Below are 25,106 nucleotides of genomic sequence, written 5' to 3'. Positions count from 1 at the left end.
CAGCATCGTTCACGCCAACAGCCGCCGCCGGCCTTCCGCCAGATAGGCGTCCATTTCCGCCGGCGGCACCATGCCGCCGCCGGTGCCCCACACCAGATGGCTGGCGCGCGCCAGCCGCTCCGGGCTCAAACCCGTCCGCTGGCGGTAACCCTGGGTCTCGCTCAACACCCGCAGCGGCCCCGGCATACCGGCCAACGCCGACGGCTCCAGCCGCAAGCCCTGCTCGCGCTCCAGCATGGCCAGCAAGCGGTAGAGCTCGCCATCGTCCACCGTGTAATAGCCGTCTATCAGCCGCTGCATCGCGCGCCCGACAAAGCCGGACGGACGGCCCACCGCCAAGCCGTCGGCGGCGGTCAGATTGTCGATGCCGAAATCCTGCACCGCCACCTCATCATGCAGCCCGGTGTAAACGCCCAGCAGCATGCAGGGCGCGTGGGTAGGTTCGGCGAACAGGCAATGCACGGCGTCGCCGAAAGCCAGCTTGAGGCCGAAGGCGACCCCGCCCGGCCCGCCGCCGACACCGCAGGGCAGATACACCAGCAGCGGGTGTTCGGCGTCCACCCGGACGCCCTGCTCCGCCAATTGGCCGCGCAGACGCTCCGCCGCCACCGCGTAACCAAGGAATAGATTGACTGAATTCTCGTCGTCGACGAAATGACAGCGCGGATCGGACGCCGCCTGTTTGCGGCCTTCGGCCACCGCCACGCTGTAATCGGACGGATACTCGACCACCTCGACCCCATGGCTGCGCAGCAAGTCCTTCTTCCACTGTCGCGCGTCCGCCGACATATGCACGCTGGCCTGGAAGCCCAGCTTGGCGCTGATGATGCCGATGGACAGGCCCAGGTTGCCGGTGGAGCCCACCGCTACCCGGTAGCCGCCGAAGAAGGCCCGCGCCTCGGCGCTGTCCAGTCCGGCGTAGTCGTCCCCCTCCCGCAGCAGGCCATGACTCAGCGCCAAGCTTTCCGCGTGCTTCAATACCTCGTAAATGCCGCCGCGCGCCTTGATGGAGCCGGAAATCGGCAGCAGATTGTCCGCCTTCAGCCACAGGCCGCCGCCGTCCGCCAACCCGGCCTCGGCCCATAAGGCCGCGCGCATCGCCGGCAGCGGCAGCAGCGGCGATTCGATGACGCCGCCGCTGGCGGCCGCGTCCGGAAACACCCGCGCCAGATAGGGCGCGAAGCGGCGCAAGCGCGCATCGGCGTCCGCGACATCGGCCCGGCTCAGGCCCACGTCGGCCAGCGCTTCCGCCGCCGGCGCCAGCACGGGGTTGAACCAGCTCAAAGGCTGCAAGGCCATCAAGGGCGTCAATAAGGGGTGGCTGGCCTGCCAGTCGGCCACGGTCTTGCCGGCAATCGTCGCTTGCATCGCGCGCTCCATGGAATCGAAGACCCGATTAAACCGCGCCGCGCCGCCGCTGGCAAAAGACGATTGCGCAGCCGACGGCTGACGCTGGATCAGCCATGCTCGCGCGCGGGCTTGCCAGACACCGGGGCGCATCGCCTATGATGGGCGCATCGTCCGCCGCCAGGAGTCGCCGTGCTCGCCACAATCACCCGTCTGTTCCCGCTATGGGCCTTGCTGCTGTCCGCCGTCGCTTACCAGCGGCCGGCGGCGTTCACCCCGCTGCTGCCGCATACCGGGCTGCTGCTGGCGGTGATCATGTTCGCGATGGGGCTGACGCTGACGCTGGACGATTTCAAACGGGTGCTGAGCCGGCCGGCGCCGGTACTGGCCGGACTGGGCCTGCACTATCTGGTGATGCCGCTGGCGGCCTGGGCGCTGGCGCGGCTGTTCCAGATGCCGCCGCAGCTGGCCATCGGCATGATTCTGGTGGGCAGCGTCGCCAGCGGCACCGCGTCCAATGTGATCATCTATCTATCGCGCGGCGACGTGGCGCTATCGGTCACCATTTCCTCGCTGTCGACGCTGGTTGGGGTGATAGCCACGCCGCTGCTGACCCGGCTGTACGTGGACGCGGCGATCAAAGTGGAAGTGGCGGCGATGCTGCTAAGCATTCTGCAGATCGTCATCCTGCCGATAGGCCTGGGCCTGCTGGCCCATCGTTTCTTCGCGCCCCAGGTCCGCCGGCTGGAGCCGCTGCTGCCGCTGTTGTCGATGCTGGCCATCGTCGCGCTGATCGCCGCCATCGTCGCCGGCAGCAAGAACCATATCGCCGCGGTGGGCGGGCTGACCATTCTGGCGGTGATGCTGCACAACGCCATCGGCCTGTTGGGCGGGTATTGGGGAGGACGCTTGCTGGGCTTCGACGAATCGGTGTGCCGCACGCTGGCGATCGAGGTGGGCATGCAGAACTCCGGCCTGGCCGCCCAGCTGGGCAAGGCTTACTTCAGCCCACTGGCGGCCTTGCCCGGCGCGCTGTTCTCGGTCTGGCACAATATTTCCGGCTCGCTCTTGGCCGGCTATTGGCGGGACAAACCCGCCGAGCGGCGGCGTCAAGCGTCGCGGGCCGGCGCGCAGCAAACGCCGTAAACTTCCAAGCTGCGCCAATACTCACCAACGTTTGGGCGGCCGACGGCGGGTATGGAATATGCGGAGAATTTGAACCTGACCGTCCTTGACCCGATAGGGAATCAGGTAGGGAAAGCCTTCCAGCACCAGTTCGCGCGTGCCAGGGACGCGTCCAGGTCTGCCTGTTTCAGGGAAATCCGCCAGATGCTTGGTTGCGGCTCTGACCGCCCTCACCAGGGCGGCGGCCGCGGCGGGGTTTTCCTCGGCGATGAACTCCGCCTCTTGCTGGAGATTTTGCAGCGCGCTCCGTAGCCAGACGAGCCGCACTTATGCTCCATGCTTGGCGAAGAATGCGCTCACTTCGTCGGAAGAAGCGAAATCGCCGGCATCCGCTTCCTTCAGGCCCGCCTCAATAGCCTGTACTTGCCAGGCTTCACGCTCCAGATAATCGCCTATGGCTTGCGCCACCAGGAATGATTTGCTGCGACCGGTCGCATGCGCCAAAGCTTCGAGTTGCTGGGCGACATCATCAGCCACTCTCACGGACATGACACTCATGGCAGCACCTCCAGAAACCACAATGTATACACAGCATACAAGGTAAGGCTCTTGTTTGCCCCCCTGCGTGGACCGTCAGCCTTCCACCCGCCAATGCCCGCTCTTGCCGCCCTCTTTCTCCAGCAGCCGCACGCCGTCGATGACCATGCCGCGGTCCACCGCCTTGCACATATCGTAAATGGTCAGCAGGCCGACGTTGGCCGCGGTCAGCGCCTCCATTTCCACCCCGGTCTGGCCGCTGCATTCGGCGGTGACCTCGATGCGCACGGCGTTGTCGGCCTCCAGCAGTTCGAAGTCCACCGCCACCCGGGTCAGCGCGATCGGGTGGCAGAGCGGAATCAGGTCCGCGGCCTTCTTGGACGCCATGATGGCGGCGATGCGGGCGATGCCGAGCACATCGCCTTTTTTATGGCCGCCGTCCTTCACCAGCGCGAAGGTGGCGGGCAACATGCGGATGCGGCCTTCGGCCACCGCGCGGCGGCGGCTGTGCGCCTTGGCGCCGACATCGACCATATGGGCCTGGCCGCCGGCGTCGAAATGAGTCAATTTTGACATGGGTTCATTACTCCTCCGGCCCGCTTAGAACCTGTTCGAAGTCTGCTGCGCTTCAGCGATACGGCGTTAAAAACCAGCTCAAAATGCTCATGTACCACTCGTACATTCCGCTTTTTCGCTCGTTTTCGCCTTGTCTCGCCCTTGCTCGCAAGACCTTGAACAGGCTCTTAGGACAGCAGCCGGTAAATCAGCCAGAAGGCGCTGACCAGCACTACCAGGCCGCCGCTCCAGCGGGCGATGCGGCCGAGGTAGCGCAGGTAGAGCGGATTACGGGTCAATAGGTAACAGACGCCTGCCCAGCCCAGCAGCAGGATGGTGACGAGCAGCCACAGGCGCCAGAAACCAAACACCGCTAGGCCACCTCCGGCAGCCGGTGGAAGCTGGACGGCGCGTCCAGTGGGTCGTCGTAGCTGACGTATTCCCAGGCTTCCGGCGTCTCCAGCAGCTTGCGCAACAGCTTGTTGTTCATCGCGTGGCCGGATTTGTGGCCGGAGAAGGCGGCGATCAACGGGTGGCCGATGATGTAGAGGTCGCCGATGGCGTCCAGGATTTTGTGGCGGACGAATTCGTCCGGGAAACGCAGGCCTTCCGGATTCAGCACGTATTCGTCGTCGATGACGATGGCGTTGTCCAGGCTGCCGCCGCGGCCCAGGCCGTGGTTGCGCATGTACTCCACCTCGTGCATGAAGCCGAAGGTGCGCGCGCGGCTGATCTCGTCGGTATAAGAATGACGCGCGAAATCCACCGCCACCGTCTGCGGCGCCAGATTGAAGGCAGGATGGTTGAAGTCGATGGACAGCGTGACCTTGAAGCCCTCGTGCGGCTCCAGCTTCACCCACACGCCGCGCTCTTCCACGGCCACCGTCTGGGTGACGCGGATGAAGCGCTTCTTGGCGTGCTGCTCGACCACGCCCGCGGTCTGCAACAGGTAAATGAAAGGGGCGGCGGATCCGTCCATGATGGGGATCTCCGCCGCCGTGACCTCAATCACGAGGTTGTCGATGCCAAAGCCCGCCAGGGCCGACATCAAATGCTCGATCGTGCCGACACGCACGCCGGTGTCTGTCACCAGCGTGGAGGAGAGTCGCGTGTCGTTGACGAGCGATGGATCCACTTTCACCGTCACCGGCTCGGGCAAGTCGGTGCGGCGAAAGACGATCCCGGTGTCGGGCGCGGCCGGCAGCAGGGTGAGCTTCACCCGCTCGCCGGAGTGCAAACCCACACCCGTGGCGCTTATCGCTTGTTTCAGCGTGCGCTGCAATATCATGTCGGGCTTCTCGAACGAATGGGAATGCCCGATTCTAGCACAGTCAAAAACCGCACTTTATTGATTGATTTGCAGTATTAAATAGCTTTCTTCTATAGCGGCTCCGCCTCAGTCCGCCTGCTTGCGCAGGAAGGCCGGGATGTCGTAGCTTTCGCTCACTTCCGGGTTGGAGAAGTCCATGGACGGCGCGGCGCGGCGACGGCCCTGGCGCATGATGGCCGGGGTGTCAAAGTCGTCGTAGCTGACCACTTCCACCGCGCGGTCGTCGGTGCCGGTCTTGACGATCTTGATGTATTCCGGACGCTCCTCGGTATTGCGCGCGGTCTTCTTCTGACCCAGGCCGGTGGCGATCAAGGTCACGCGGATGGTGTCTTCCGGCATGTCTTCCACTTCGGCGGTGCCGAACTTGATCTGCGCGTCTTCGTCCGCGTACTGGCGCACGATGCCCATGATTTCGCGATACTCGCTCATCTTCAGGCAACCCGGCGCGGTGGAGATGTTGACCAGCACGCCGCGCGCGCCTTCCAGCGTGATGTTGTCCAGCAACGGGCTGGCCACGGCCTGTTCGGCGGCCACGCGAGCGCGGTCGATGCCGGAGGCGTAGGCGGAGCCCATCATCGCCAGGCCCATTTCGCTCATCACGGTGCGCACGTCGGCAAAGTCGACGTTGATCAGGCCCGGGCAAGTAATCACCTCGGCGATGCCGGCCACCGCGCCCTTGAGCACGTCGTCGGCGGCGCGGAAGGCTTCGCGCATGGTCACGTCGTCGCCCAGCACTTCCATCAGTTTTTCATTGGGGATCACGATCAGCGAATCGACGTGCTTTTTCAGATCCTCGATGCCGTTCTGCGCCACTTTCATGCGCTTGCCTTCGTGCTCGAACGGCCGGGTGACCACGCCCACGGTCAGGATGCCCATTTCCTTGGCCACTTCGGCCACCACGGGCGCCGCGCCGGTGCCGGTGCCGCCGCCCATGCCGGCGGTGACGAACACCATATTGGAGCCGCGCAGCATCTCGGCGATGCGTTCGCGGTCTTCCAGCGCCGCGCTGCGCCCCACTTCCGGATTGGCGCCCGCGCCCAGGCCGCGGGTCAGATTGTTGCCCAGCTGCAGCTTCTGCGGCGATTTGTTGCGCAGCAGCGACTGAGCGTCGGTGTTGGCGCAGATGAACTCCACGCCGTGCACATTGCCGTCGATCATATTGTCGATGGCGTTGCAACCGCCGCCGCCGACGCCGATGACTTTGATGATCGCCACATTGGCGGTTTCTTGCATAACTTCAAAGACCATTCCGCTCATTTTCCTCTCCTCAATAAAGATGAGCTACCGACTTCATATACATCTGCCCGATCGCTATCGTGGCCAGCGAGTGCGCCGGCCGCGTAGCGCTTAGAAATTGCCAGCGAACCACGCCTTCATGCGCGTGAACATCTGGCCCACACCCGCCGTCTCCACCTTGGGGCCGGCATGCGTTTGAATCTGATCCTTGCCGTACAACAGCAGGCCGACGCCGGTGGAGAAGCGCGGGGTCTTCACCACTTCCGCCAGGCCGCCCACATACTTGGGCACGCCGACGCGCACCGGCATGTGGAACACTTCTTCCGCCAGCTCCACCATGCCCGGCATCAGGCTGGCGCCGCCGGTCAGCACGATGCCGGAGGACAGCAAATCCTCGAAGCCGCTGCGGCGCAGTTCCTGCTGCACCAGCTGGAACAACTCTTCCACCCGCGGCTCCACCACTTCGGCCAGCGTGGCGCGCGACATCTGCCGCGGCCCGCGCTCGCCCACGCCCGGCACTTCTATCATCTGGCTCGGGTCCGCCATCGCCACCAGCGCCACCGCGTGCTGGATCTTGATGTCCTCGGCTTCCTTGGTCGGGGTGCGCAAGGCCATGGCGATGTCGTTGGTGATCTGATCTCCTGCGATCGGAATCACCGCGGTGTGGCGGATCGCGCCGTTGGCGTAGACCGCGATATCGGTGGTGCCGCCGCCGATGTCGATCAGGCACACGCCCAGATCTTTTTCGTCTTCCGACAGCACCGCGATGGCGGAGGCCATCGGCTGCAGCACCAGGTCGGACACTTCCAGACCGCAGCGGCGCACGCACTTGGTCACGTTCTGGGCGGCGGACACCGCGCCGGTGACGATGTGCACCTTGGCTTCCAGCCGCACACCGCTCATGCCCAGCGGTTCGCGCACGCCTTCCTGACCGTCGATGCTGTATTCCTGGGTCAGGATGTGCAGCACCTGATGGTCCGGCGGGATGGTCACCGCGCGCGCGGTTTCAATCACGCGGTCGATGTCCATCTTGGTGACTTCGCGATCCTTGATCGCCACCATGCCGTGCGAGTTCACGCTCTTGATGTGGCTGCCGGCGATGCCGGCGAACACTTCGTGAATCTTGCAGTCGGCCATCAGTTCCGCCTCTTCCAGCGCGCGCTGGATGGCCTGCACCGTGGATTCGATGTTCACCACCATGCCGCGCTTCAAACCGCGCGACGGGGTGTGGCCCATGCCGACGATATTGAGTTGGCCGTCCTCCAGGACTTCTGCGACGATCGCCACGATCTTGGATGTGCCGATGTCGAGGCCAACCAGCATGTTCTTGCTTTCCTTTGGTTTGCTCACCTGTCGCTCCAACTGCTAATTACTTGTTTCCCTTGGCCGGCGGCGCCTTGTAATCGGGCATCCGCACGGCGAATCCATTCGGGTAGCGCATATCCACGTATTCCACGTGATACGGCAACGCCGCCAATTTGCTCTTCCAGTACTGGGCGAAGCGGCGGGCGCGCGGACTCACGTCGTTGCGTCCCAGCTCCAGCTGCACCTGGTTGTCCAGCCCCACTTTCCAGGCGCGGCGGCTGGACAGCCACAGCGCCGCCGGCTTGACGCCCGCCGGGGCCAGATCCTGCCGCAGCCCTCCCAGCATTTCGCTCATGTCCTTCTCTGCCCCCGCCGGCCCGTAAAACACCGGCAGGTCCTGGTCGCTGGCGGCGTCGAACCGCTCTCCTCGGGTATTGACCAGGCCGTTCTCTCCCCAGCGCGCAAGCGCCACATGCTCTTCCACCGAGATGTCCAGCGCGTCCGGCCAGCGCCGCCGCACCTGGGCATCCCGCACCCACGGCAATTTGCCGAAGGCCGCCCGCGTCTTGTCGATGTCCAGCGTGAAGAAGGTGCCGGACAGCTCATGCTCGGCAATGAACTTCAGCTGTTCCGGCGTCACGCGTTTCATGTCGCCGCGAATCTGGATCTTCTTCACCGGAAACACCGGAGCGTGCGTCAACCAGAACCCTCCTGCATACAGCAACATCAGCGCTGCGGCGGCCAGCATCAGATTGGCCAGGCCTCTAAGCAGCCGATGGTTATCCCACATGCACCATATCCAGCACCTTGAGGCACAAATCCTCGTAACTGATGCCCATCGCCCGCGCCGCCATCGGCACCAGGCTGTGGCTGGTCATGCCCGGATTGGTGTTGGCTTCCAGCAGGTAAATGCCGCCGGCTTCGTCCATCAGGAAATCCACCCGGCCCCAGCCGCGGCCGCCCAATACGCGGAAAGCCGCCAGCGACAGTTCGCGCGCGCGCGTCTCCACGTCTTCGCTCAGGCCGGACGGGCAACGGTAGACGGTGTCGTCGCGGAAATACTTGGCGTCGTAGTCGTAAAACTCGGTCGCCGGTTCGATCTTGATGGTCGGATACGCCGTGTCGCCGATCACCGCGCAGGTGTACTCGCCGCCGCCGATGAAACGCTCGGCAATCACGATGCTGTCGTATTTGCGCGCCTCTTCAAACGCCGCCTTCAGTTCGCCCGGCTGCTTGACCTTGGTCACGCCGATGCTGGAGCCCTCGGTGGCCGGCTTGACGAAGATGGGCAGGCCCAGCTTGGCTTCCACCGCGGCGAAGTCGCTGTTCTCGTCCAGCAGTTCGAAGGCCGGGATCGGCAGGCCGGCGCCCTGCCACAGCAGCTTGGTGCGCCATTTGTCCATGCAGATCGCCGACGCCATCACGCCGCAGCCGGTATACGGCAGCCCCATGCTTTCCAACACGCCCTGCAGGGTGCCGTCTTCGCCGAAGGGGCCGTGCAGGATGTTGAACACCCGTGCGAAACCCTCGTCCTTCAGCGCGCTCAGCGGCTGTTCCGACGGATCGAACTTGTGAGCGTCCACGCCGCGGGATTGCAGGGCTTTGAGCACGCCGGCGCCGCTCATCAGCGACACTTCGCGCTCGGAGGAACTGCCGCCCATCATCACCGCCACCTTGCCGTACTGCTTCATTGCCTTGTCCTTGTCATTCATCATCACGCGCCCGCCGCCACTTTGGCCGGCACCGCGCCGATGGAGCCCGCGCCCATGGTCACCACCACGTCGCCGTCACGGGCCTGATCGAAAATGGTCTGCTGCATCTCGGCGATGTCCTCGACGAACACCGGCTCCACCTTGCCCTGCACCCGCACCGCGCGCGCCAAGGCGCGGCCGTCGGCGGCCACGATGGGCGCTTCGCCGGCGGCGTAGACTTCGGACAGCAGCAAGGCGTCCACGCTGGACAGCACTTTGACGAAGTCTTCAAACAGATCCCGAGTGCGGGTGTAGCGGTGCGGCTGGAAGGCCAGCACCAGACGCTTGTCCGGGAAGGCGCCGCGCACCGCGGCCAGCGTGGCGGCCATTTCCACCGGGTGATGGCCGTAATCGTCCACCAGGGTGAAGCGGCCGCCGTCCTTGGCCGGCACTTCGCCGTAACGCTGGAAGCGACGACCGACGCCGGCGAACTCGGCCAGGCCTTGCTGGATCGCTTCCACGCTGGCGCCGCACTCCAGGCCGATGGCGATGGCGGACAGCGCGTTGAGCACGTTGTGACGGCCCGGCATGTTCAGCACCACCGGGAAGCGCACTTCCTTGCCGTTCTTCACCACCACGTCGAAATGCATCTGGCCGGCGGCGGCGCGGACGTTCTCGGCGTAGATGTCGGCGGAGTCGTCCAGACCGTAGGTGGTCACCGGCTTGGTGATGCGGCCGCGGATCTCGCGCACATGGGGATCGTCCACGCACAGCACCGCGCGGCCGTAGAACGGCAGCCGCTGCAGGAAGTCGACGAAAGCCTGCTTGAGCTTGTCGAAGCTGTGGTCGTAGGTGTCCATGTGGTCGGCGTCGATATTGGTCACCACCGCCATCACCGGAGTCAGATGCAGGAAGGAGGCGTCCGATTCGTCGGCCTCGGCCACCAGGAACTCGCCGGAGCCCAGGCGCGCGTTGGTGCCGGCCGCGGTCAGCTTGCCGCCGATAACGAAGGTGGGGTCCAGGCCGGCCGCGCCCAGCACCGAAGCGGTCAGGCTGGTGGTGGTGGTCTTGCCGTGGGTGCCGGCGATGGCGATGCCCTGCTTGAAGCGCATCAGTTCCGCCAGCATCAGCGCGCGCGGGATCACCGGGATCTTGTTGGCGCGCGCTTCCAGCACTTCCGGATTGTCGGCCTTGACCGCGGTGGAGGTCACCACCACGTCGGCGCCGTGCATATAGGTGGCGTCGTGGCCGTAGAACACGCGGATGCCCTGATCGATCAGCCGTTTGCTGGTGGCGCTTTCCGCCATGTCGGAGCCGGACACGGTAAAGCCCAGGCCGTGCAGCACCTCGGCGATGCCGCACATGCCCACGCCGCCGATGCCGACGAAATGTATGTGTTTGACCCTGTGTTTCATGTCTGTGTCTCTGCTTGAGCGCTCGTATGACGCTCTGTCATTCCCGGGCCAGCTGCTGGCACAGGTCGGCCACCCGGCCGGCCGCGCCGGAACGCGCCAGCGCGCGCGCGCGTTCGGCCTTGTCCAGCAACTGCTCTCTATCCAAACCCGCCAGCAGGCCCGCAAGCCCGTCGGCGTTCAATTCTTTCTGCGGCAGATGCCAGGCCGCGCCGGCCTGCGCCATCCACTCGGCGTTGTCGCGCTGATGGCCGGTGGTGGACACCACCAGCGGCACCAGCACGCTGGGCACGCCGGCCGCGCACAATTCGCTGACCGTGATCGCGCCGGCGCGGCAGATCACCAGATCGCATTCGGCCAGGCGCTGCGGCATATCGTCGACGAAGGGCAGCAGTTCCACTTGCTCCCGCAGGCCCGCGGCCTGATACGCGGCCTCGACCGCGCCGAAATTCGCCTCGCCGGTCTGATGCGTCAGTCGCGGCCGCTTGTCGGCCGGCAACTTGGCCATCGCCTGCGGCAACGTTTCATTCAAAACCTTGGCGCCCAGGCTGCCGCCCACCACCAAGACCTTCAGCGGGCCGCTGCGGCCGGCGAAGCGCTCCGCCGGCGCGGCGATGCCCTCGATCTCGCCGCGCACCGGATTGCCGGTGACCAGCGCCTTGCCGTTGCGCGCCGCGTCGCCGTCGAAACCGCAGGCCAGTTTCTTGGCGAAGGGCAGCAAGGCCTTATTGCTCAACAACAGGCCGGCGTCGGCGTTGACCAGGACCAGCGGTTTCCACAGCAGGCCCGCCATCACGCCGCCGGGCAGGCAGACGTAACCGCCCATGCCCAGCACCACGTCCGGGCGGTGACGGAAAATCTGCGCCGCGCTGCTGAAGAAAGCGCCGGCCAGCTGCAACGCGCCCTTGAGCGAGCCCAGCAGGCCCTTGCCGCGCACGCCGTGGAAATTCAGCCGCTCCAGCGGAATGCCTGTCGGCGGCACCAGCTTGTTCTCCATGCCGCGCCGGGTGCCCAGCCACACCACCTTCCAGCCCCGGCTTTGCAATTCCTTGGCCACGGCGAGGCCGGGGACGATGTGTCCACCCGTGCCAGCCGCCATCACCATGACCGTGCGATTCGCCATCTCTATCCGTTCCGTTAACTCTCGTTGCCGCGCATCATGCGCCGGTTTTTGCTTCGCCCTTCGGGCTCGCAGAAACCGCCACCCTACGGGCTTACGCCCTAAGGCGCCTGACAGCGCTGCTCATGCGCGGCTACACTTTGTAGCCGCGCATGATGCGGCGGTTTTCATAATCAACTCGCAGCAGCACCGCCACCGCGATCAAATTCATCAACATCGCCGAGCCGCCGAAAGACATCAGCGGCAAGGTCAAACCCTTGGTCGGCAGCAGGCCCATATTCACCCCGATGTTGAAAAACACCTGGATGCCGAGCCAGATGCCCAGGCCCTGCGCCACCAGCGACTGGTAGTAACGCTCCAGCTTTTTCGATTCCACGCCGATGTGGAAGGCGCGGCGCACGATCCAGGCGTACAGACCGACCACCACGCAGATGCCGGCAAAGCCGAACTCTTCCGAAATCACCGCCATGATGAAGTCGGTGTGCGCCTCCGGCAGGTAAAACAATTTCTCTATGCTGCCGCCCAGACCGACGCCGAACCACTCGCCGCGACCGATGGCGATCAAGGAGTGCGACAGCTGGTAGCCCTTGCCGTACGGGTCGTCCCACGGGTCCATGAAGCCCAGCACCCGCTTCAGCCGGTACGGCGAGGAAATGATCAACACCACGATGGCGCCCACAGCCATCACCGCCAGCCCGCTGAAGATGCGCATATTGATGCCGCCGAGGAAGAGCACGCCCATCGCGATGCTCATCACCACCATCAGCGCGCCGAAGTCCGGCTCGCGCAGCAGCAAAAAGGCCACCACCACCATGGCGGCAAACATCGGCGCGAAGCCTTCCTTCAAGCTGTGCAGCAAATGGCTCTTGCGCACGGTGTAATCCGCCGCGTACAGCACGGTGGCGAACTTCATCACCTCCGACGGCTGCAGGTTCAGCACGATCAGATTGATCCAGCGCCGCGAGCCGTTGACCATCTTGCCGATGCCGGGAATCAGCACCAGCACCAGCAAGACCAGTCCGATCAGGAAAATCTTGCCGGAGTACTTCTGCCAGAACGCCGTTGGAATCTGGAAGGCGATATAGGCCGCGCTCAGCCCGATCGTCATGAAGATCATGTGACGGATCAGGTAGAAGTAGCGGTTATGCGTGGCCGCGTCGGCCTCGGCGTAGGCGATGGACGCCGAGTACACCATCACCAGGCTGATCGACAACAGCAGGGCCAGCGCCCAGGACAGCGCCTCGTCGAACGGCTTGATGGCGGCGTAACGCCGGGCTCCGTGCACGATCATGGCCGCGTCGCCTCCGCTTGCCGCGCTTTCCACTCGCGCACGGCGTCGATGAACACCTGGGCGCGATGCGCGTAGTTGCGGAACATGTCCAGACTGGCGCAGGCCGGCGACAGCAACACCACGTCGCCCGGCTGCGCCAGCTCCGCCGCGCGGCGGGTGGCTTCTTCCAGCGTCTCGCAGTCGTGCAAGGGCAAGCCGGTGGCGGACAGCGCGGCGCGGATCTTGCCGGCGTCGCGGCCGATCAACAGCACGGCGCGGGCGATGCGGCGGCAGGCCGGCGCCAGCGGCGCGAAGTCCTGGCCCTTGCCGTCGCCGCCGGCGATCAACACCACCGGACGCGTCATGCCGTTCAGCGCCGCCTCGGTGGCGCCGACATTGGTGCCCTTGGAATCATCGATAAACGCAACCGAGCCGATTTCGTCTACCAGCTCGACGCGATGCTCCAAACCATGGAAGGTTTCCAGTCCTTGCAGCAGCGCGGCGCGCGGCGCGCCCACGGCTTCGCACAAGGCCAGCGCGGCCAGCGCGTTGGCGGCGTTGTGCAGGCCTTGCAAACGCATCTCGGCGCAATCAAAGGCCCGCTCGCCGTCCAGGCTCAGCCAGTAGCGGCCGTCATCCTGCCGCAACGCGTATCCGGCATCCTCTGTCAGCGAGAACCATTTGACCGCGCGGCCAGGGCGAACCATCGCGCGCACCAGCGCGTCGTCGCGGTTCAGCACCTGGACGCCGGCGCCGTGGAACACCCGGGTCTTGGTGTGGGCGTAGTCCAGCAGATCGTCGTAACGGTCCAGGTGGTCCTCGGAAATATTCAGCACCGTGGCGGCGTCGGCCTCCAACGTAAATGTGGATTCCAGTTGAAAACTGGACAGCTCCAGCACCCACACGTCCGGACGCTTGCCGCTTTGCTCGCGTTCCAGCTGCGCTTCCAGCACCGCCAGGCCGATATTGCCGGCCACCACCGCGTCCAGGCCGGCGGCGGCGCACAGATGGCCCGCCAGGCTGGTGACCGTGCTCTTGCCGTTGGAACCGGTAATGGCGATCACCTTGCTGCCGTCGCCGCGGATCGCACGCGCCAGCACTTCGATATCGCCTATCACCTCGCCGCCGGCTTGGCGGTAGGCGACGACGGCCGGGTGTTTCAGCGGCACGCCCGGACTCAGCACCAGCAAGTCGGCGTCGGCGAAGGTCTGGGCGCTAAAATCGCCGGCGCGCACTTCCGCCTGCGGCAGGAAGGCGCGCAGCTCGGCCACGCGATCGGCCGACGGCTTGGCGTCGGCCACGCTCACGCGCGCGCCGTGCGCGGCCAGGTAGCGCGCGGCCGCCAGGCCCGAGCCTCCCAAGCCCACCACCACGACGTGACGATTCGCGTAGTCCATAGTCTTCCTCAACGCAGCTTGATGGTGGACAGGCCGGCCAACACCAGCATCATGGTGATGATCCAGAAACGCACCACCACTTGCGTTTCCTTCCAGCCCTTCAACTCATAGTGGTGATGCAGCGGCGCCATGCGGAACACCCGCTTGCCGGTGAGCTTGAACGAAGCCACCTGAATCATCACCGACAGCGCTTCCACCACGAACAGGCCGCCCATGATCAAGAGCACGATTTCCTGACGCACGATCACCGCCACGGTGCCCAGCGCCGCGCCCAGCGCCAGCGCGCCGACGTCGCCCATGAACACCTGGGCCGGATAGGCGTTGAACCATAAAAATCCCAGGCAAGCGCCGCACATCGCCGCGCAGAACACCACCACCTCGTGCGCGCCGGGAATGAAGGGCAGGCCCAGATATTTGGAAAACACCGCGTGGCCGGCGACATAGGCAAAGATGGACAGGCCGGCCGCCACCATCACGGTGGGCAGGGCCGCCAGGCCGTCCAGGCCGTCGGTCAGGTTCACCGCGTTGGAGGTGCCGACGATGACGAAATAGGTCAGGATGCAAAAACCGATCGCGCCCAGCGGATAGGAGATGGTCTTGACGAAGGGTACGATCAGCTCGGTGGACGCCGGCAGCTTGGCGGTGGCGATCAGGAACACGCCGGCGCCGATGGCGATGGCGGACTGCCAGGCCATCTTGAACTTGGCGGACACGCCTTTCGGGTCCTTGTACACCACCTTGCGCCAGTCGTCGTAAAAGCCCAGCGCGCCGGTGCCGAACATCACCGCCAGCAGCAGCCACACGTATTTATTGGACAAGTCCGCCCACAGCAGCGTGGTCAGGCCGATGGCCAGCAGGATCAGCGAGCCGCCCATGGTCGGTGTGCCGGCCTTGACCAGATGGGTTTGCGGGCCGTCGTTGCGCACCGCCTGGCCCACTTTGAGCTCGGTCAGCTTGCGGATCACCCACGGCCCCAGCAGCAGGGAGATCGCCAGCGCGGTCAGCGCCGCCATCACCGCGCGCAGCGTGATGTAGTTGAAGACGTTGAAGGCCCGGATGTGGGAGCCCAGCAGTTCAGCCAGCCAGAGCAGCACGTTATTGTTCCTCTCTAAATTGTTGCATCAGGTGTTCCACCACCCGTTCCATGCGCATGAAGCGCGACCCCTTGACCAGAACGGAGGCACCCGACGGCAACTGCCGGTCGAGAAACTCGTACAACTCGTCAATCGAATCAAAATGTTTGCCGCGCGCGCCGCAGGCGGCGGCGGCGTGGCGCGAAACCTCGCCCAAGGTCAGCAGCAGGTCCACGTCGCGCGTCCGCGCGTACTCGCCCACTTCCGCGTGCAGCGCGTCGGCGGCTTCGCCCAGTTCGCCGATGTCGCCCATCACGAAGCAGCGCGGCGCCGGCAGGCGAACCAGCACGTCGATCCCGGCCTTCATCGAATCCGGGTTGGCATTGTAGCTGTCGTCGATCACGCTCAGACCGCGCGGGCTTTGCTTGAGCTGCAAACGGCCCTTGGCGCCGCCAAAGGCGGCCAGGCCGGCGGTGATGTCGTCCAGCGACACGCCGGCGGCCAAGGCCAGGCTGGCCGCGGCCAGCGCGTTGCGCACATTGTGTTCGCCCGGCGCCGGCAATGCGATCGCCTGTTCGCCGTTGGCACAGCGCAGCGTGAAGCGGCTGCTCAAGGCGTCCAGCTCGATGTCGGCGGCGCGGACCTCGGCGGCGGCGCCCAGGCCGAAGGCGATCTGGCGATGGCCGTCCGCCGCGCGGCGGAACAACGCCAGATTGGCGTCGTCGGCGTTGAGCACCGCCACGCCGTCGGTGTCCAGTCCTTCGAAGATTTCCGCCTTGGCGCGCGCCACTTCCTCGGTGGAGCCGAAGTAGCCGAAGTGGGCGCGCATCGCGTTATTGACCAAGGCGATGCGCGGCCGGGCCAGGCCGGTCAGATAGCGGAGCTCGCCGTGATGGTTCATGCCCATCTCCAACACCGCGTAGCGATGCGCCGGCGTCAGCCGCAGCAGGGTCAGCGGCAGACCGATATCGTTGTTGAAGTTGCCGGCGGTGGCCAGCACCGCGTCCGCGCCTGCATATTGGCGCAGAATGGCGGCCAGCATTTCCTTGACCGTGGTCTTGCCGTTGGAGCCGGTGACGCCGATGCGCAGCGCCGGCTGGCGTTGCGCCCATCCGGAGGCCAGCCGACCCAGGGCCAGGAGGGTGTCGTCCACACGGATCAGGCTGGCGCCGGACAGCTCGAAATCCGCGCGCACCAGCGCGGCCGCGCCCTTGGCCGTCACCTCGGTGACGAAATCGTGGGCGTCGAAGCGTTCGCCCTTCAGCGCGACGAACAGATCGCCGGGACCGGCCTCGCGGCTGTCGGTCACCACGCGCAGGATGTCGCCGTCCGGGCCGCTCAAAGCGCCCCGGGCCAGTTCGGCGGCCTGCAGCAGCGTCATCATGCGCGCTCTCCCCAGGCGGTCAGCGCTTCTTCCGCCACGCGGAAGTCGGAGAACGGCCGCTTGACGCCGGCGATGTCCTGGTATTCCTCATGCCCCTTGCCGGCCACCAGCACCACGTCGCCGGCGCGCGCCTGGCTCACCGCCCAGTGGATGGCGGCCTCGCGGTCCGCCTCGACGTGGGTGCGCGCGGCGTCCATGCCGGCGAGCACGTCGCGCAGAATGGCTTGCGGGTCTTCGGTGCGCGGATTGTCGCTGGTCAGCACCGCCACGTCGGCGATGTTCTCGGCGATGGCGCCCATCATCGGGCGCTTGCCCGGATCGCGGTCGCCGCCGCAGCCGAACACGCAGAACAGGCGGCCGCCTTCCGGGCGGATCTCGGCCAGCGTGGACAAGGCTTTTTCCAGCGCGTCCGGCGTGTGGGCGTAGTCGATCACTACCAGCGGCTCGTGCGCGCCGCCCACGCTCTGCATGCGGCCGCGCGCCGGCTGGATGCGCGCCATCACCGCGGCGGCGTCGCGCAGGCTGACGCCGTTGACGCACAGCGTGGCCAGACAGGCCAGCAGATTGGCGGCGTTGAAGCGGCCCACCAGGCCGGTGCGCACATCGGCGACGCCCCAGGGCGTGGTCACCGTCAATTGCAGGCCGTCCAGCGTGGCGGCCAGCGCCAGCGGACGCACATCGCCCTGCTCCAGGCCGTAAGTCACCACCTGAGTCTCAGCCGGATCGATTTCGGCGGCCAGCTGGCGGCCGAATTCATCGTCGGCGTTGATCACCGCGTGCTTCAGGCCTTCCCAGAAGAACAGCTTCTTCTTGGATTCGCCGTAGGCTTCCATCGAGCCGTGGTAGTCCAGGTGATCGCGGGTCAGATTGGTCAGCACCGCGGTGGCGAAGTCCACGCCGTTGACGCGGCTTTGATCCAGGCTGTGGCTGGACACTTCCATGGTCACCACATGCGCGCCCTGGCGGCGGTATTCGGCCAGCTTTTGCTGGATGGTCACAGGGTCCGGCGTGGTGTGGGTGGTTTCGGTCAGCTCGCCGTAAAAGCCGTTGCCGACGGTGCCGATCAGCGCCGCCTTCTGGCCCAGCAGCGAGAAAGCCTGCGCCAGCCAGTGGGAAATCGAGGTCTTGCCGTTGGTGCCGGTGATGCCGATCACGCGCAGCGCGCGGCTGGGATAGCCGTAAACCTCGGCCGCCAACATGCCGATGCGGTCGCGCAGATGCGGCACCGGCAGATTGGGCGCCTGCCACAGCGGGTTCCAGGCGAAGCCGCCGGCGTCGTCCCACAACACCGCGGCCGCGCCTTTCGCCAGCGCGGCCTGGATGTAGTCGCGGCCGTCGGAATGCAGGCCGGGGCACGCCAGGAACACGTCGCCGGGCAGCACGCGGCGGCTGTCGGTCTCCACCCGTTTGACGGGCAGTCCCAATTGTTTGATGTCGGCCGGATTCCAGTCCGGCATGGGGGTCAAACGGCTTTTCATGATCTGATCAAAAATCCACCGGCACCGGGGTGGATTCCGGCAATAAAGTGTTGTTGGAGGGCTCGTCCGGCTGCACGTTCAGCACCCGCAGCGCGCCGCCGGCGATCTGCGAGAACACCGGCGCAGCCACCGCGCCGCCGTAATATTTGCCCGCGGAGGGCTCGTCTATCATCACCGACACGATCACGCGCGGCGCTTTGCCCGGCGCGAAGCCCATGAACAGCGCGCGGTGCTTGTTGGCCACATAGGCGCGGCCTTCCAGCTTGCGCGCGGTGCCGCTCTTGCCGCCCACGCTGTAGCCGATGATGCGGCCGCCGACGGCGCCGCCGCCCGGCTGGCTGTTGGCGATCAGCAGATCGCGCATCTCGTGCGCGGTCTTTTCGCTCAGCACCCGCTTGCCCGGCATCGGGGTGGCGGTCTTGTACAGCGAGATCGGCAGCATCACGCCGTCGTTGGCGAACACGGTGTAGGCGCGCGCCATCTGGATCAGGCTGACCGAGATGCCGTAGCCGAAGGACATCGTCGCCTGCTCGATGGGCCTCCAGTTGTGCCAGTCGCGCAGCCGGCCGCCGGCTTCGCCGGGGAAGCCGGTTTCCGGCGCGCGGCCAAAGCCCAGCGCGTCGTAATGCTTCCACGATTGTTCCGGCGAGCTCATCAGCGCCAGCTTGCTGGTGCCGACGTTGGACGATTTCTGGATGATGCCGAGAATGTCCAGGCTGGGGCGCGGCGCCACGTCGCGGATGGTGGCCGGGCCTATCATGTAGGTATGGGTGTCCAGCACCGTGTTGAGTCCGGCCTTGCCGTTCTCCAGCGCCAGCGAGATGGACAGCGGCTTCATCGTCGAGCCCGGCTCGAACAGATCGATCACCCCGCGGTTGCGCATCATTTCCGGCGTCACGCCGCTGCGGTTGTTGGGGTTGAACGAGGGGTAATTGGCCAGCGCCAGCAACTCGCCGGTGTGGGCGTCCACCACCACCACGCTGCCGGCCTTGGCCTTGTTCAGCTCCACTGCGGCCTTGAGCTCGCGGTAAGCCAGGTATTGGATGCGGTGATCCACCGCCAGCGCCAGCTTCTGGCCGTCGCGCGGCGGCTCGATGGCGGCGACGTCTTCGATGATGTGGCCGCGACGGTCCTTCAGCACCACGCGGCGGCCGTCCTTGCCGGCCAGCATCTTCTCGCGCGCCAGCTCCACGCCTTCCTGGCCCTTGCCGTCCACGCCGGTGAAACCGATGATGTGGGACACGATTTCCCCGGCCGGGTAGAAGCGGCGGAATTCCTGCTGTTTGGCGATGCCGGGCACGCCCAGCGCCATCACCTTGTCGGCCAGCTCCGGGCTGATCTGGCGCTTGACGTAGACGAATTCCTTCTTGCGGTCGGACAGCTTGGCTGACAGCTCCTCCGGCGACAGATCCAGCATCGCCGCCAGTTCGCGCAGCTTGGCCGGCGGCACCGGCTCCATGTCCGCCGGGCTGGCCCAGATGGTCTGCACCGGCGAGCTGATCGCCAGCGGTTCGCCGTTGCGGTCCGTGATCACGCCGCGGTTGGCCTCCAGCGTCAGCGCGCGGCGGAAACGCGCCTCGCCCTGGTTTTGCAGGAAGTCCTGCTGCACCACTTGCAGATAGACCGCGCGGCCGATCAAGGCCAGGAACAGCAGCGCCAGCATCAGCAGCACAAAGCGCACGCGGCCCGGCTTCATGCGCAGCGCGGGGCTGGCGTCCGGGATGCGTTGCTGGTGGCGGGGGGAGTAAGTGCGCATCACATCCCCTTCCCAGGCGAGATCACCTGGGTCTGGCGCGGATCCGGGATATGCATGTCGAGGCGGCTGGACGCGGCTTTCTCAATCACCGCGTGCGCGCCCCAGGTGCTCTGCTCCAGCTGCAGCTGGCCAAACTCGATCTCCAGCTGCTGGGCGGATTTGCGTTCCTTCTGCAAATCGCTGTAGAGCTTGCGCGACACGTGGGTCGAGGTGACCACCGACCAGGCGGACAGCACCACGATGACCAGCAGTATCGCGTTGAGCTTGTTCATGCGTCGATCTCCCGCCACGGCGCGGCGGTGCGCTCGGCCACGCGCATGATGGCGCTGCGGGAGCGCGCGTTGGCGCGCACCTCCTCATCGCCGGCGCGCACCGGCTTGCCCACGGTGGACAGCGGCGGCTGGGCCATATCGGACGCGCGCACCATCGCCCAAGCCGGCAGCTTTTCCTCGCTGCTGGCGTCGCGCAGGTATTGCTTGACGATGCGGTCTTCCAGCGAATGAAAGCTGATCACCGCCAGGCGGCCGTTTTCCGCCAGGCGGCGCGCCGCCTGCGGCAGCACCGCCTTGAGTTCGTCCAGCTCGCGGTTCACAAAGATCCGGATCGCTTGGAAGGTACGCGTTGCGGGGTCCTGACCCGGTTCCCGAGTACGGACGTTTTGCCCAACGAGCACGGCGAGCTCACGCGTGGTCTGGAGGGGGGCGTCAGCCCTTTGCGCAACAATGGCTGCTGCGATCTTGCGAGCAAACCGCTCTTCACCATAAGTCTTGATGACCTCTCTGATATCGGCCTCGTCTGCCGTCGCCAACCATTCGGCCGCGGTGATGCCGCGGGTGGTATCCATACGCATGTCCAAGGGCGCGTCGAAACGGAAGCTGAAACCGCGCCGTCCGTCGTCGATCTGCGGCGAGGACACGCCCAGATCCATCAACACGCCGTCCACCTGGGGCACGCCCAGGCGGTCCAATTCCTGCCCCAGCGTTTCAAAACCGTTGTGCACGATCTGAAAGCGCGGGTCTTCCTCCGCCAGCCGCGTGGCCACGGCGATGGCTTCGGGATCCTTGTCGAAGGCGATCAGGCGGCCTTGCGGCCCCAGTCGCGACAGGATCAAGCGGCTGTGGCCACCTCGACCGAAAGTGCAATCGACGTAGACGCCATCCGGCCGGATGGCGAGCGCGTCGACCGCTTCGGTCAAGAGCACCGTCAGGTGCACGAAAGGGGTGGTGCTCACAGCGTAAAGTCTCCAAGGTGTTGGGCCAGATCGGTTTGATCGATGGCCAGGGCGTCAGCGGTCTGGTTGTCCCATTCCTCGGCATTCCACAGCTCGAAGCGGTTGCCCATGCCCACCAGCGCGACGTCTTTGTCGAGTCCGGTGAGATCGCGCAGGCGCGCGGGCAGCAGAATGCGTCCGGCGCTGTCCATTTCCAGCGTTTCCGCGTGGCCGAGCACGAGGCGCTGATAACGTTTCAGAGTGGGATTGCCGGTGGGAAGGGCTAGCAGGCGGGCTTCGACCGGACGCCAGTTGGGTTCGGGGTAGATCAGCAAGTGGTCTTGGGACTCGAGGGTGACGATCAGTTTGTGCCCGAAAGCGGACAGCAGTGTCTCGCGGTGTTTAGCCGGAATAGCCAAACGCCCCTTGCTATCGAGAGACAAGATGCTGACGCCACCAATCATGATTTCGAGCCCGCTGACCGAATAAACCTAAGGGGCCGTCGCCCCCTGGGACAAATGCCCCACTTTCACCCACTTCGCCCCACTTTCCGCCACTATAAGAAAGAACTTCCCCACGGTCAACATCGAGAAGTTCTAATTCACCTTTTGAGACAATGACTTAGCGGACCAGGCAAAAAGCGGATTCCTTGTCAAATCAGAGGCTTAAAAACATCAGTCAAAGTGAGCTGTTAACACTCGAACCATTTCCGAAACACCACACCCCGGGCCTGGGAATATTTCCAAGGACAGTCCAGAGCAAGACCACTTGTCGCGCCGCAACACAAAAACAGGGCGGCGGCGCCACGATCGGCGCCGCCGCCCTGAAGTTCCGCCGGATTAGGCCAGCTTTTGACGCAGAATATCCTGCACCTGAGCCGGATTGGCCTTGCCCTTGGAAGCCTTCATCACCTGGCCGGCCAAGGCGTTGAGCGCCTTCTCCTTGCCGGCGCGGAATTCTTCCACCGCCTTGGGATTGGCGGCGATCGCTTCTTCCACCATTTTCTCGATGGCGCCGACGTCGGACACTTGCTTCAGGCCGTCGCGCTCGATGATGTCGTCGGCGGACAGTTCGCTGTCCCACAAGGCGTCGAACACCTGTTTGGCCAGCTTGCTGGACAGCGTGCCGTCGGCGATGCGCGCGATCAGGCCAACCAGGCGCTCGGCCGAGATCGGGCAATCGGCGATCTCCTTGCCGTCGCGGTTCAGCCGCGCGGCGATCTCGCCGTTGATCCAGTTGGCGGCCAGCTTGCCCTGGCCGGAGGCCTTGGCCGCGGCTTCGAAATACTGGGCCAGAGCCAGGCTGGACGTCAGCAGCGCCGCGTCGTAGGCGGACACGCCGTAGGCCTCGGCCAGACGGACTTGCATCGCCGCCGGCAGCTCCGGCATCTCGCCGCGGATGCGGGCGATCTGCTCGTCGGAGATGCGCACCGGCAACAGGTCCGGGTCCGGGAAGTAGCGGTAATCGTGCGCGTCTTCCTTGCTGCGCATCATCCGCGTCTCGCCGGTGTCCGGGTCAAACAGCACGGTGGCCTGCTGTACTTTGCCGCCGTCTTCCAGGGTGTCGATCTGCCACTGGATTTCGTATTTGGCGGCCTGCTCCAGGAAGCGGAAGGAGTTGAGGTTCTTGATCTCGCGGCGGGTACCGAAGGCTTGCTGGCCCTCAGGGCGCACCGACACGTTGACGTCCATGCGGAAGCTGCCTTCCTGCATATTGCCGTCGCAGATGCCCAGCCAGGTCACCAGCGCGTACAAGGCTTTTACATAGGCCAGCGCCTCGTCCACCGAGCGCATGTCCGGCTCGGACACCACTTCCAGCAAGGGCGTGCCGGCGCGGTTGAGGTCGATGCCGGACAGGCCGTGGAAGTCTTCATGCAGGCTCTTGCCGGCATCCTCCTCCATATGGGCGCGGGTCACGCCGATGACCTTCTCCTGCTCGCCCACCAGGATTTTCAGCTTGCCCCCCTCGACGATGGGCAGATCCATCTGACTGATCTGGTAGCCCTTGGGGAGGTCGGGATAGAAGTAGTTCTTGCGCGCGAACACGTTCTTCTGGTTGATCTTGGCGTCCAGCGCCAGGCCCAGGCGGATGGCCTTGTCCACCGCAGCCTTGTTCAATACCGGCAGCACGCCGGGAAAGGCCAGCTCCACCGCGGAGGCCTGGGTGTTCGGCTCCGCGCCGAAGGCGGTGCTGGCGCCGGAGAAAATCTTGGAGACGGTATTGAGCTGCACATGCACCTCGATACCGATGACGACTTCCCATTTCATGGTTGGAAAATCCTTCTATTATTTTTTGCCACGGAAGCACACGGAAAACACGGAAGAAAACGGCGCCCCCCTAGCTCACCCACTTCTTGGGAGCCGGGGTTTGTCCATGTCCTTCCCTACGCTTCCGCGGCTAATTCATTCAATTACAAAACCGGCGCGCGGCTGTGCCAATCAGTCGCAAGTTGGAACTGATGCGCGACGTTCAGCATCTTGGCTTCGCCGAAGTAGTTGCCGATGATCTGCAAACCGATAGGGCGGCCATTCGCGCTAAAGCCGGCCGGCACGCTCATGCCCGGCAAGCCGGCCAGGTTCACCGACAGCGTGTAGATGTCGGACAGATACATCTGCACCGGATCGTCGTTCATCGCGCCGATGTCGAAGGCCGCGGTCGGCGCCACCGGCCCCAGGATCACGTCGCACTGCTCGAAAGCGGCTTTGAAATCGTTGGCGATCAGGCGGCGGATTTTCTGGGCCTTCAGGTAATAGGCGTCGTAATAGCCGTGCGACAGCACATAGCTGCCCACCAGGATGCGGCGCTTGACCTCGCTGCCGAAGCCTTCGGCGCGGGTCTTCTCGTACATGTCCACCAGGTCCTTGTACTCGGCGGCGCGATGGCCGTAGCGCACGCCGTCGTAACGCGACAGATTGGTGGAGGCCTCGGCCGGCGCGATCACGTAGTAGGCCGGGATGGACAGCTCGGTATTGGGCAGGCTGATGTCCACCACCTGCGCGCCCTGCTGTTTCAGCACCGTCACCGCCTCGTCCACCGCGCGCGCCACGTCGGCGCTCAGGCCGGCGGCGAAGTATTCGCGCGGCAGGCCCACCTTGAGGCCGGCCAGCGGCTGATTCAGGTCGCGGGCGTAATCTTCGCGGGCGCGCTCCAAGCAGGTGGAGTCGCGCTGATCGAAGCCGGCCATCACGTTCAGCATCAGCGCGCAGTCCTCGGCGGTCTGCGCGATCGGGCCGCCCTGATCCAGCGAGGAGGCAAAGGCCACCATGCCGTAGCGCGACACCACGCCGTAGGTCGGCTTGATGCCGGTGACGCCGCAATGGGAGGCCGGCTGGCGAATGGAGCCGCCGGTGTCGGTGGCGGTGGCCACCGGCGTCAGCCGCGCGGCCACGGCGGCGGCGGAGCCGCCGGAGCTGCCGCCCGGCACCGCGTTCTGATCCCAGGGATTTTTCACGGCACCGTAGAAGGAGTTCTCATTGGACGAACCCATCGCGAACTCGTCCATATTGGCGCGGCCCAGCGTCACCATGCCGGCGGCCTGGCACTGCTCCACCACGTGGGCGCTGTACGGCGACACGAAGTTGTCCAGCATCTTGGAGCCGCAGCTGGTTTTCCAGCCCTGCTGGCAGAACAGATCCTTGTGGATGATGGGCACGCCGGTCAGCGCATGGGCGTTGCCGGCGGCGATGCGCGCGTCGGCGGCCGCGGCTTCGGCCAGGGTCTTGGCGCGGTCGACGGTGACCAGCGCGTTGAGCGCCGGGTTCAGCGCCTCGATGCGGCCCAGATATTGGGTGGCCAGCTCAAGGCTGGAGACTTCCTTGGCCGCCAGCTGCCGCGACAGTTGCTTTAAAGTAGACTGTGTCATTTCAAATGGAATCTTTAG

The 25,106-nt window shown here is 65.3% G+C and carries 24 protein-coding genes; 1 reads left to right on the top strand and 23 read right to left on the bottom strand.

Translation table 11 applies throughout. From position 1 onward, the window contains the following. Positions 1-9: 9 nt before the first annotated feature. A complete protein-coding gene (gene dsdA / locus DB032_RS00500; RefSeq protein ID WP_107797828.1) occupies positions 10-1,368 on the bottom strand; it encodes a D-serine ammonia-lyase in 1,359 nt (452 codons plus the stop codon). A gap of 171 nt (positions 1,369-1,539) precedes the next feature. Here dsdA and DB032_RS00495 point away from each other — a divergent pair, with 171 nt between their 5' ends. Beyond that, positions 1,540-2,493 carry a bile acid:sodium symporter family protein gene (locus DB032_RS00495; protein WP_107797827.1) on the top strand — a complete coding sequence of 318 codons (954 nt, stop codon included), beginning with the start codon at positions 1,540-1,542 and terminating at the stop codon, positions 2,491-2,493. A 21-nt stretch (positions 2,494-2,514) separates the two neighbouring features. Here DB032_RS00495 and DB032_RS00490 read toward each other — a convergent pair whose 3' ends face one another. From DB032_RS00490 to gatA, 22 genes are all read right to left on the bottom strand, one after another. After that, entirely contained in the window at positions 2,515-2,799 is a 285-nt protein-coding gene (locus DB032_RS00490; protein WP_107797826.1) for a type II toxin-antitoxin system RelE/ParE family toxin, read from the bottom strand. Then, positions 2,800-3,030, bottom strand: a complete 231-nt coding sequence (locus DB032_RS00485) for a CopG family ribbon-helix-helix protein (protein WP_107797825.1) — start codon at positions 3,028-3,030, stop codon at positions 2,800-2,802. 75 nt (positions 3,031-3,105) lie between these two features. After that, on the bottom strand, positions 3,106-3,585 hold the full coding sequence (gene moaC, locus DB032_RS00480; RefSeq protein ID WP_107797824.1) for a cyclic pyranopterin monophosphate synthase MoaC: 480 nt from the start codon (positions 3,583-3,585) through the stop codon (positions 3,106-3,108). Between the two features lie 167 nt (positions 3,586-3,752). Next, entirely contained in the window at positions 3,753-3,935 is a 183-nt protein-coding gene (locus DB032_RS00475; protein WP_019102328.1) for a hypothetical protein, read from the bottom strand. 2 nt (positions 3,936-3,937) lie between these two features. After that, positions 3,938-4,849 carry a UDP-3-O-acyl-N-acetylglucosamine deacetylase gene (lpxC, locus tag DB032_RS00470; RefSeq protein WP_199225982.1) on the bottom strand — a complete coding sequence of 304 codons (912 nt, stop codon included), beginning with the start codon at positions 4,847-4,849 and terminating at the stop codon, positions 3,938-3,940. A gap of 111 nt (positions 4,850-4,960) precedes the next feature. After that, complete coding sequence (ftsZ, locus tag DB032_RS00465) at positions 4,961-6,151, bottom strand: cell division protein FtsZ (RefSeq protein ID WP_039755403.1); 1,191 nt, start codon at positions 6,149-6,151, stop codon at positions 4,961-4,963. Positions 6,152-6,241: 90 nt separating this feature from the next. Then, positions 6,242-7,453 carry a cell division protein FtsA gene (gene ftsA / locus DB032_RS00460; protein ID WP_197081372.1) on the bottom strand — a complete coding sequence of 404 codons (1,212 nt, stop codon included), beginning with the start codon at positions 7,451-7,453 and terminating at the stop codon, positions 6,242-6,244. Between the two features lie 46 nt (positions 7,454-7,499). Continuing rightward, a complete protein-coding gene (locus DB032_RS00455; RefSeq protein WP_019102324.1) occupies positions 7,500-8,225 on the bottom strand; it encodes a cell division protein FtsQ/DivIB in 726 nt (241 codons plus the stop codon). Then, positions 8,215-9,126, bottom strand: a complete 912-nt coding sequence (locus DB032_RS00450; protein ID WP_107797822.1) for a D-alanine--D-alanine ligase — start codon at positions 9,124-9,126, stop codon at positions 8,215-8,217. The genes DB032_RS00455 and DB032_RS00450 overlap by 11 nt, the downstream gene beginning before the upstream one ends. A 23-nt stretch (positions 9,127-9,149) precedes the next feature. Continuing rightward, positions 9,150-10,541, bottom strand: coding sequence for a UDP-N-acetylmuramate--L-alanine ligase (gene murC / locus DB032_RS00445; protein WP_107797821.1), 1,392 nt, complete (start codon positions 10,539-10,541; stop codon positions 9,150-9,152). Positions 10,542-10,578: 37 nt separating this feature from the next. Next, on the bottom strand, positions 10,579-11,661 hold the full coding sequence (murG, locus tag DB032_RS00440; protein WP_107797820.1) for an undecaprenyldiphospho-muramoylpentapeptide beta-N-acetylglucosaminyltransferase: 1,083 nt from the start codon (positions 11,659-11,661) through the stop codon (positions 10,579-10,581). 130 nt (positions 11,662-11,791) lie between these two features. Next, the gene (gene ftsW, locus DB032_RS00435) at positions 11,792-12,949 is read right to left on the bottom strand and encodes a putative lipid II flippase FtsW (protein ID WP_019102074.1); all 1,158 of its coding nucleotides are present in this window, start codon (positions 12,947-12,949) and stop codon (positions 11,792-11,794) included. Beyond that, positions 12,946-14,325 (bottom strand): UDP-N-acetylmuramoyl-L-alanine--D-glutamate ligase, encoded by a 1,380-nt coding sequence (gene murD, locus DB032_RS00430; RefSeq protein ID WP_107797819.1) that lies wholly within the window; start codon positions 14,323-14,325, stop codon positions 12,946-12,948. Before murD ends, ftsW begins: the two co-directional genes overlap by 4 nt. Before the next feature lie 8 nt (positions 14,326-14,333). Beyond that, positions 14,334-15,419, bottom strand: coding sequence for a phospho-N-acetylmuramoyl-pentapeptide-transferase (mraY, locus tag DB032_RS00425; protein ID WP_107797818.1), 1,086 nt, complete (start codon positions 15,417-15,419; stop codon positions 14,334-14,336). A 1-nt stretch (position 15,420) separates the two neighbouring features. Beyond that, positions 15,421-16,782, bottom strand: coding sequence for a UDP-N-acetylmuramoyl-tripeptide--D-alanyl-D-alanine ligase (gene murF / locus DB032_RS00420; protein ID WP_107797817.1), 1,362 nt, complete (start codon positions 16,780-16,782; stop codon positions 15,421-15,423). Next, positions 16,779-18,260, bottom strand: a complete 1,482-nt coding sequence (locus DB032_RS00415; RefSeq protein ID WP_107797816.1) for a UDP-N-acetylmuramoyl-L-alanyl-D-glutamate--2,6-diaminopimelate ligase — start codon at positions 18,258-18,260, stop codon at positions 16,779-16,781. Before DB032_RS00415 ends, murF begins: the two co-directional genes overlap by 4 nt. A 7-nt stretch (positions 18,261-18,267) precedes the next feature. After that, positions 18,268-20,016 (bottom strand): penicillin-binding protein 2, encoded by a 1,749-nt coding sequence (locus tag DB032_RS00410; protein ID WP_107797815.1) that lies wholly within the window; start codon positions 20,014-20,016, stop codon positions 18,268-18,270. After that, positions 20,016-20,288 carry a cell division protein FtsL gene (ftsL, locus tag DB032_RS00405; RefSeq protein ID WP_107797814.1) on the bottom strand — a complete coding sequence of 91 codons (273 nt, stop codon included), beginning with the start codon at positions 20,286-20,288 and terminating at the stop codon, positions 20,016-20,018. The genes DB032_RS00410 and ftsL overlap by 1 nt, the downstream gene beginning before the upstream one ends. Then, positions 20,285-21,247, bottom strand: a complete 963-nt coding sequence (gene rsmH / locus DB032_RS00400; protein WP_107797813.1) for a 16S rRNA (cytosine(1402)-N(4))-methyltransferase RsmH — start codon at positions 21,245-21,247, stop codon at positions 20,285-20,287. Before rsmH ends, ftsL begins: the two co-directional genes overlap by 4 nt. After that, positions 21,244-21,690 (bottom strand): division/cell wall cluster transcriptional repressor MraZ, encoded by a 447-nt coding sequence (gene mraZ / locus DB032_RS00395; RefSeq protein ID WP_107797812.1) that lies wholly within the window; start codon positions 21,688-21,690, stop codon positions 21,244-21,246. The genes rsmH and mraZ overlap by 4 nt, the downstream gene beginning before the upstream one ends. A 375-nt stretch (positions 21,691-22,065) precedes the next feature. Further along, on the bottom strand, positions 22,066-23,493 hold the full coding sequence (gene gatB, locus DB032_RS00390) for an Asp-tRNA(Asn)/Glu-tRNA(Gln) amidotransferase subunit GatB (protein WP_107797811.1): 1,428 nt from the start codon (positions 23,491-23,493) through the stop codon (positions 22,066-22,068). Between the two features lie 143 nt (positions 23,494-23,636). Further along, entirely contained in the window at positions 23,637-25,088 is a 1,452-nt protein-coding gene (gatA, locus tag DB032_RS00385; protein WP_107797810.1) for an Asp-tRNA(Asn)/Glu-tRNA(Gln) amidotransferase subunit GatA, read from the bottom strand. Positions 25,089-25,106: the final 18 nt, after the last annotated feature.

The sequence above is a fragment of the Chromobacterium sp. Panama genome, from assembly GCF_003052555.1.
In the GTDB taxonomy this organism is placed as follows: Bacteria; Pseudomonadota; Gammaproteobacteria; order Burkholderiales; family Chromobacteriaceae; genus Chromobacterium.
Note: the sequence above shows the minus strand (reverse complement) of the source record. Positions and strands in the feature narration are given on the sequence as shown.